Source organism: Ruegeria sp. CDSB136, from assembly GCF_059610965.1.
On sequence record NZ_JBXWOP010000049.1, the window covers coordinates 1 to 5,998 of the forward strand.

Annotated in this window: 4 protein-coding genes and 1 pseudogene; 3 read left to right on the plus strand and 2 right to left on the minus strand. The window is 51.1% G+C overall.

Annotated features, from left to right (window positions below; all coding sequences use genetic code 11):
• Positions 1-183 (plus strand): annotated as a pseudogene (locus tag AC2FIR_RS23865) (hypothetical protein); the annotation flags it as partial.
• Between the two features lie 220 nt (positions 184-403).
• On the opposite strand, the gene AC2FIR_RS23870 reads toward AC2FIR_RS23865, so the two are convergent.
• A complete protein-coding gene (locus AC2FIR_RS23870; protein WP_496748117.1) occupies positions 404-1,267 on the minus strand; it encodes an alpha/beta fold hydrolase in 864 nt (287 codons plus the stop codon).
• 208 nt (positions 1,268-1,475) lie between these two features.
• Here AC2FIR_RS23870 and AC2FIR_RS23875 point away from each other — a divergent pair, with 208 nt between their 5' ends.
• The gene (locus AC2FIR_RS23875) at positions 1,476-2,435 is read left to right on the plus strand and encodes an alpha/beta fold hydrolase (RefSeq protein ID WP_496748119.1); all 960 of its coding nucleotides are present in this window, start codon (positions 1,476-1,478) and stop codon (positions 2,433-2,435) included.
• A 227-nt stretch (positions 2,436-2,662) separates the two neighbouring features.
• Here the strand turns inward: AC2FIR_RS23875 and AC2FIR_RS23880 are convergent, their stop codons facing one another.
• Complete coding sequence (locus tag AC2FIR_RS23880) at positions 2,663-4,387, minus strand: adenylate/guanylate cyclase domain-containing protein (protein ID WP_496748120.1); 1,725 nt, start codon at positions 4,385-4,387, stop codon at positions 2,663-2,665.
• 457 nt (positions 4,388-4,844) lie between these two features.
• On the opposite strand from AC2FIR_RS23880, the gene AC2FIR_RS23885 reads away from it, so the two are divergent.
• Positions 4,845-5,672, plus strand: a complete 828-nt coding sequence (locus tag AC2FIR_RS23885) for a sulfotransferase domain-containing protein (RefSeq protein ID WP_496748122.1) — start codon at positions 4,845-4,847, stop codon at positions 5,670-5,672.
• Positions 5,673-5,998 lie beyond the last annotated feature (326 nt).

A 5,998-nucleotide genomic window follows, 5' to 3' on the forward strand; every position in this document is an offset into this window, starting at 1 on the left:
TTGCGAGATGTAGCCAACACGACGAACAATTCGCAAGTCGTGGTGCTCTCATCCGCGTTTAGCGAGGCGGGAACACAGGTCACAGTCGGCGTTGGCGAGGATCGTGCTCCTTGGAATTGCATTGCTTACAGTGATGGCGCGACAGCTGGTATCGAATTCCTGGGCGACGAAGGCGCATTGTGACCTGTCTGCTGCGTAGCTGAAAACGGCTGCGCAGCACTGGCTTGATCTGCTGAGGCTCGACTTGGTTTGTAGAACCACCATCATCGTATTCGCGGTCCTGTACCTGTTGGCGTTGGTTGCATTCTTGACGGGCACATTTGGCTGGTTGGGACAGGAACGAGACCCTTTGTCCGGAGTGTTCCTTCTACCGTTGGGACTACCTTGGATACTTGTAGCGGATTTAATTTCGGAGTCCGCCAAGCCGTGGTTTGCGGCGATTGCACCGATGCTCAACAGTTCTAATATGCGACAGCACCTCCATCTCGAAACTTTCCTTGAAGGTAAAGGGACCCAAATGGCCAGCACCTTTCAGAACCTTTAGTTCAACAAGCTTGCCTTGGGATGCCAGAAGTTCAGCGATGCGCTTTGTGTGCACATGCGTCTGCGATCCGCGAATGATCGTAGAGGGGACTCCCTCAGAAAGAATGTATTCTGGGTCAGGTTCTTTCAGAAGCGCATCGAAATCGCTTGGGGCTTTGTGAACCCAATCAATCATAGCGCACCTGCGTTCACGACTCAGGGCTTGCCAAGAGCCAAGTCCTCCCCAAAAATCAGTGAAAACCTGTGCGCTAAACTCTTCGCATCCCTCTTCTATGCCCGTTCGTATTGCGTTTGTGAGGCTAACAATCTCGGAATACAATAAACCGTCAGTCAACTCTCCGGCTTTCAGTAGGCTGAACAGAGTTGGTTCATAGAGACAAAGTGATCGAACAAGGTCGGGTCGAGCTCTGGCGATATGCAAAGCCAGCGCTCCTCCATACGAGTGTCCAATCAAGTGAGCGGGCCTGCCAAGCTTCTCTATCTCAGTGATAATCGAAGCAGCTTCGTTTTCCAATGTGAACGGCCCGTCCGGGGTTTTATGACCCCTAGACAGGGTTCCTATTAGGTCGGGTGCTAATGTTTTGGTTTCTTCGCTCATCCGGGCAAACAGATTGCGCCACTGGCTTCCGTCAGCGCCGGAACAATGTAGCCCTACGCAGGGAGCAGGCGAAATTTGGGACCAACACGGCGATGCGTGTAGTGAAGCGTCAAATTGCTTATTCATGTGATGACCTCCAAACTGAGTTTCACAATGGTGTCACTCATCTGGCCTTCAACCTATCGGACACATGTCCCGGCTAGACTCAAACCGACGGGAAATTGATGGGACATTTGCCCCAAATCGACTAAAAAAAGACATGCGAACCGTTAGATACACTTCTTCAAGCGATGGTACGTCGCTGGCGTGGAGCAAATCCGGAAACGGCCTACCAATGGTAAAGGCGGCTAACTGGCTCACGCATCTCAGTTATGATCTAGACAGTCCAATTTGGTCTCACTGGATCGAATTGCTAGAAAGTCAATTCACCCTTGTTCGATATGATGAGCGAGGCTGCGGATTATCTGACAAACGAGTTGAGAATCTGGGTATTGATTACTGGGTTGATGATCTCGAAGCTGTAATCGACGCCGCTGAAATAGATGAACCAATTTATCTTCTGGGTATTTCTCAGGGCGCTGCGACTTCTATCGCGTATTCGCTGAGGCATCCCGGCAGAGTCGCCGGGATGATACTCGTTGGAGGCTATGCAAGGGGCAGCAACCACCGCGGATCGGTCGCCGCCAAAAACTACAAGACTGTTATCGATGTATTTCGCCTGGGTTGGGAGAATGACAACCCAGCGTTTCAAGATGTATTTACATCAAGATTTCTTCCTGGTGCGCCGCCCGAACAACGCTCTTGGTTTACAGAACTTTGCCAAAAGACCGTTTTGCCTGAGACAGGGGCCGACCTGCTTATGGCGCGCGCTGACGTTAATGTTGAAAGTCTATTGCCAAAGGTTTCAGTTCCAACACTGGTGATCCATTCAAGGAACGATCAGGTTATTCCGTTTGAAGAAGGACAACGTCTCGCTCAGAAAATTCCCAGAGCGACAATGTCTGCTTTAGAGGGAAAAAATCACATTATCCAACGCGATGAACCCGCCTGGCGCGCTTTTTCCAAGAGCTTGCTTGAATTTACATCTTCCGGTCAAACGATGGACTTTAACGATTTGACAAAGCGCGAGCAGGACGTGCTGAGACTCATCTGCCAAGCAATGAGTGGTAAAGAAATTGCTAGAAGTCTTCAAATGAGTGAAAAAACCGTTCGAAACCACACAAGTAAAATCTACGCCAAACTTGAACTGCAAAACAGACAGCATGCAATTCGCACGTATGGGCATCTGTTCTGATCAGAGCATGATACTGCAAACCTATTAATCTGATCTAACGTGGCAATGGTAGCTCTGTCCGCAGAGCAATCGTTCACGCCGAGCGCCGCGAAGGTTCGATTGCCGCTCGCCGCTATTCACTTCAACGATTGTTCGCAGACCAAATTGGGTATTCTTCCAGCGGCAAAAATATGTTTCCACATGTTGCATGCTTGCTATGACTTGCCGCTGGTCTACAACTGGTGTCGTCAATCAGGAATGCCTGCGGCTGCCAGCATTTTATAGTAGGCGTCATAGATTTCTGGTTTTGCGATAGAGATACGAGCGCGCATATGCCGGAACATTGAAACGCTAAAATCGGGTTCCCGCGACATGTGAATACGTGCGAGCTCTCTAGCTCGGCTCTCATTGCCGAGAGCCATTTCCGCCACAAGTTCGTTCAGGCGAAAGACAGTCACAGTATTATGAAATGCACGCATTTTTTGGGCAGTTTCTCTTAGATCGCGCCAGTTCCCTTCCGCGATTTGCGACAGGCTGATACCCATGTGGACCCGGTAGTTTAGTGGGTCATTCGGGTTAAGTCGGAGCGCCTCCCTGGCATGTGCCTGTGCCGTCTGTGCTTGGCCCATCAGGCCATGCAGTACGCAACTGGATCCCCAGGCTGAAACGCAATTTGGGCTTCTCTCGACGACTTGATCCACAAGTGACAAACCGTACTCTGTATCCTCCGAAAGAAACGCGAGTACGTAACCGGCATATGCTTGCGCCTCTAGGTCAAGATGTGATGCCGCCAGAGCCTCATGTGCGAGCTGAATTGCGCAATCAAATCGGGCCTCGTTTGGACGCGTATCTGGGTTCCATAGCAAAGTGCGGATCCAGCCTCGAAGAGCGCTTGCCAATGGGTACTCACTTGAAAGTGAAAGAGCTTTTGACAAATGGTCGTCTGCTTCAGTGAAATTGAACCTGTAGATCAAGGACTGCGCACGTAGGAAGTGATCATAGGCTCCAAGGGTGTCAGGGCGCTTGTGAGCAGCACGGTCTATTTCAGCTTGTCGGATACCTGGCGCAATCGAAGCAACGACAGCCTCGGTAATCTGGTCCTGAAGCTCAAAAACATCATCGAGCTTGCCATCGTATCGATCCGCCCAAACATGAGACCCGGTTTCCGCATCAATCAGCTGACCCGTGACACGCAACCGGTCACCAGCGCCGCGAACGGACCCTTCCAATATATAGCGGACACCAAGCTCTCGGCCGATACGACGCACATCAACCGAAAGCCCTTTGTAAGAAAAAGAAGAGTTTCGGGCGACCACGAATATCCAGGGCACTCTGGACAAGCTGGTGATTATATCTTCGGCTATACCTTCTGCAATGTAATCCTGTTCAGAGTCAGGCGACAGATTGTCAAACGCCAATACGGCCACCGAAGGCTTGTCTGGGCGAGATTGAATTATCGGGGATTCAGTAGCAAATGCTGTTTGTACCGAGTAAGCAGTTACAGGGCGTGTGATATTCTTCAGATATTGCGGCCCCAATTCGGTGAACGATACATCCACCTTACCCACAAGGTCTTCGTAAACCCGACCTGAAACGATGATCCCTCCGGGAGGAGCAAGACTTTCCAGCCGGGCCGCGATGTTGACGCCGTCACCAAGAACATCACCGTCGTCATCAAAAACATCGCCCGCGTGAATTCCCATACGGAATTGCATTTCCGGACTTTGCCCGCGCGCCCCGTTCCGCTCAGCCATCTGACGTTGCATCGTTTCCGCACATGCCAGCGCATCTACAACCGAGGAAAACTCTGCAAGAAAACCGTCACCGGTTCTTTTGAATAGGCGTCCGCCATTCAGACCGACATGCGGCTCCAGCGCCCTAAAATGGCCCCTATATGTGTGCAATGCGGCTTCCTCGTTAGCACTGACAAGCGCGCTATAGCCAACAACATCAGCCACGAGTATGGCAGCCAAGTACCGCTCCAAACAAAATCCTCCCGCGTATCCATTGTGAAGGAGTGTCAAAGGGATATTAGGGGTTTCGCGCATAAATCGCGATCATTATTCAATGAACATCAATGACCGAATAACGACACGCAAGCTTTTTGCTTTTGGGTAAATTAGGCAGAAGCGGACCTCGAAAACCGAACTTTGTAATTTCGACTTTGCACCGCAGCACAGACACTCGAGCAAGTTGCCGCGAATGACTGCCTTGAGGGCAAAACGAGCTTCTAGCCGCGAATGGAAGGTTTTGGCTTGGCACTTTGAAAGGCCTTCCTACTCGGGTGCCATCAAAATTCTAGGTTCAGCGCCGCATGCTTGCTATCGTTTCATTAAGGGTCCATTGGCGGAAATCAGAATGACGATACGGGCGTCTTCAAGGAAGGCATTCGAGTACAGAACACGTCTCACCGACAATCGGATTTGGGACATGTTCGCGCTGCGCCAAGGAGATGTGATTGTTGCAACACCGCCAAAGTGCGGAACAACATGGACGCAAGCCCTTGTGCTGTCGCTCTTGTTTGAAAAGCCAGGTATGGACAAGGTCATGGATGACCTGTCGGTTTGGCTCGACCCTGCGTTTCGAGATCAACTCCCCATAGCTCGAATGTTCGAAGCTCAAAGCCACAGAAGATGCATCAAGACCCATACGCCTTTTGACGGCATTCCTTTCGATCCAGATTGCACCTACATCGCGGTGTTCAGACACCCAATCGACGCACATTTTTCGATGCGCCGACATGTGGCAAACCTGAAGGAAGACCTGATCCAAGACAGGTTCCCGGATGAGCTGACAGCTTCATTCGCCCTTTTTCTTGGTGAGACCGTTCGAGAGGAGATGGCCGATGGGATCACCCTTGAGGCCATCGTTCATCACTTCAAGTCCTTCAAGTCAAACATCCAACATCCCAACATACACATTTTCCATTACGCCGATATGCGGCGCGATTTGCTCTCTCATACTAGAAAGCTCGCTTCCGTACTTGGTTTGAAAATTGGCGATGAAATGCTGGCCGCAATTGCGGAAAGTATGCAGTTCGAGAACATGCAAGCCAATGCACGCGCGAGTGCTAAGGAAGAAACACAACGGTCCACAACCTTTAAAGACCCGTCAGCCTTCTTCGATAGCGCAAGCAGTCGCAAGTGGGAGGGCAAGCTTTCAGACGAAGACCTTCTTGCGTTTCACAAACGTCTTGCAGAGTTGCTTCCGGAAGCCGACGCGCGATGGCTTCAGTCTGGCGGAGAGCTTCCTGCTTAGGACCTCGCTTTCTTAGTAAAGATTGCCGCTTCGGGACCGTCTCGGCCATCTGAGACTTTTTGCCGGATGACCCGTAACCACGATGAGCGGTCATTCATGCCCGCGAACGCGGCCAGGGTTTGCCCTAACCAACAACAGCCGTTCGCCGCGGTTTCGCCAGATGACTCAAATGTGGACGAAGCGGACCTTGCAAAGTTTGGTGGTCGAGACCGACTTTGGGCATGGTTTATGGTAAGATCCATGCAAGTGCTGCGAGGGAGAGTACCATGATCGACGCTGAACAGCGATTGGTAGACCACAACATCATTTTACCTGCGCCGCTAAAA

What these genes read in the sequence shown, in the direction of transcription:
- AC2FIR_RS23870 (WP_496748117.1), bottom strand. Translation starts at nt 1,267, where the DNA reads ATGAATAAGCAATTTGACGCTTCACTACACGCATCGCCGTGTTGGTCC.
- AC2FIR_RS23875 (WP_496748119.1), top strand. Translation starts at nt 1,476, where the DNA reads ATGGTAAAGGCGGCTAACTGGCTCACGCATCTCAGTTATGATCTAGAC.
- AC2FIR_RS23885 (WP_496748122.1), top strand. Translation starts at nt 4,845, where the DNA reads ATGTTCGCGCTGCGCCAAGGAGATGTGATTGTTGCAACACCGCCAAAG.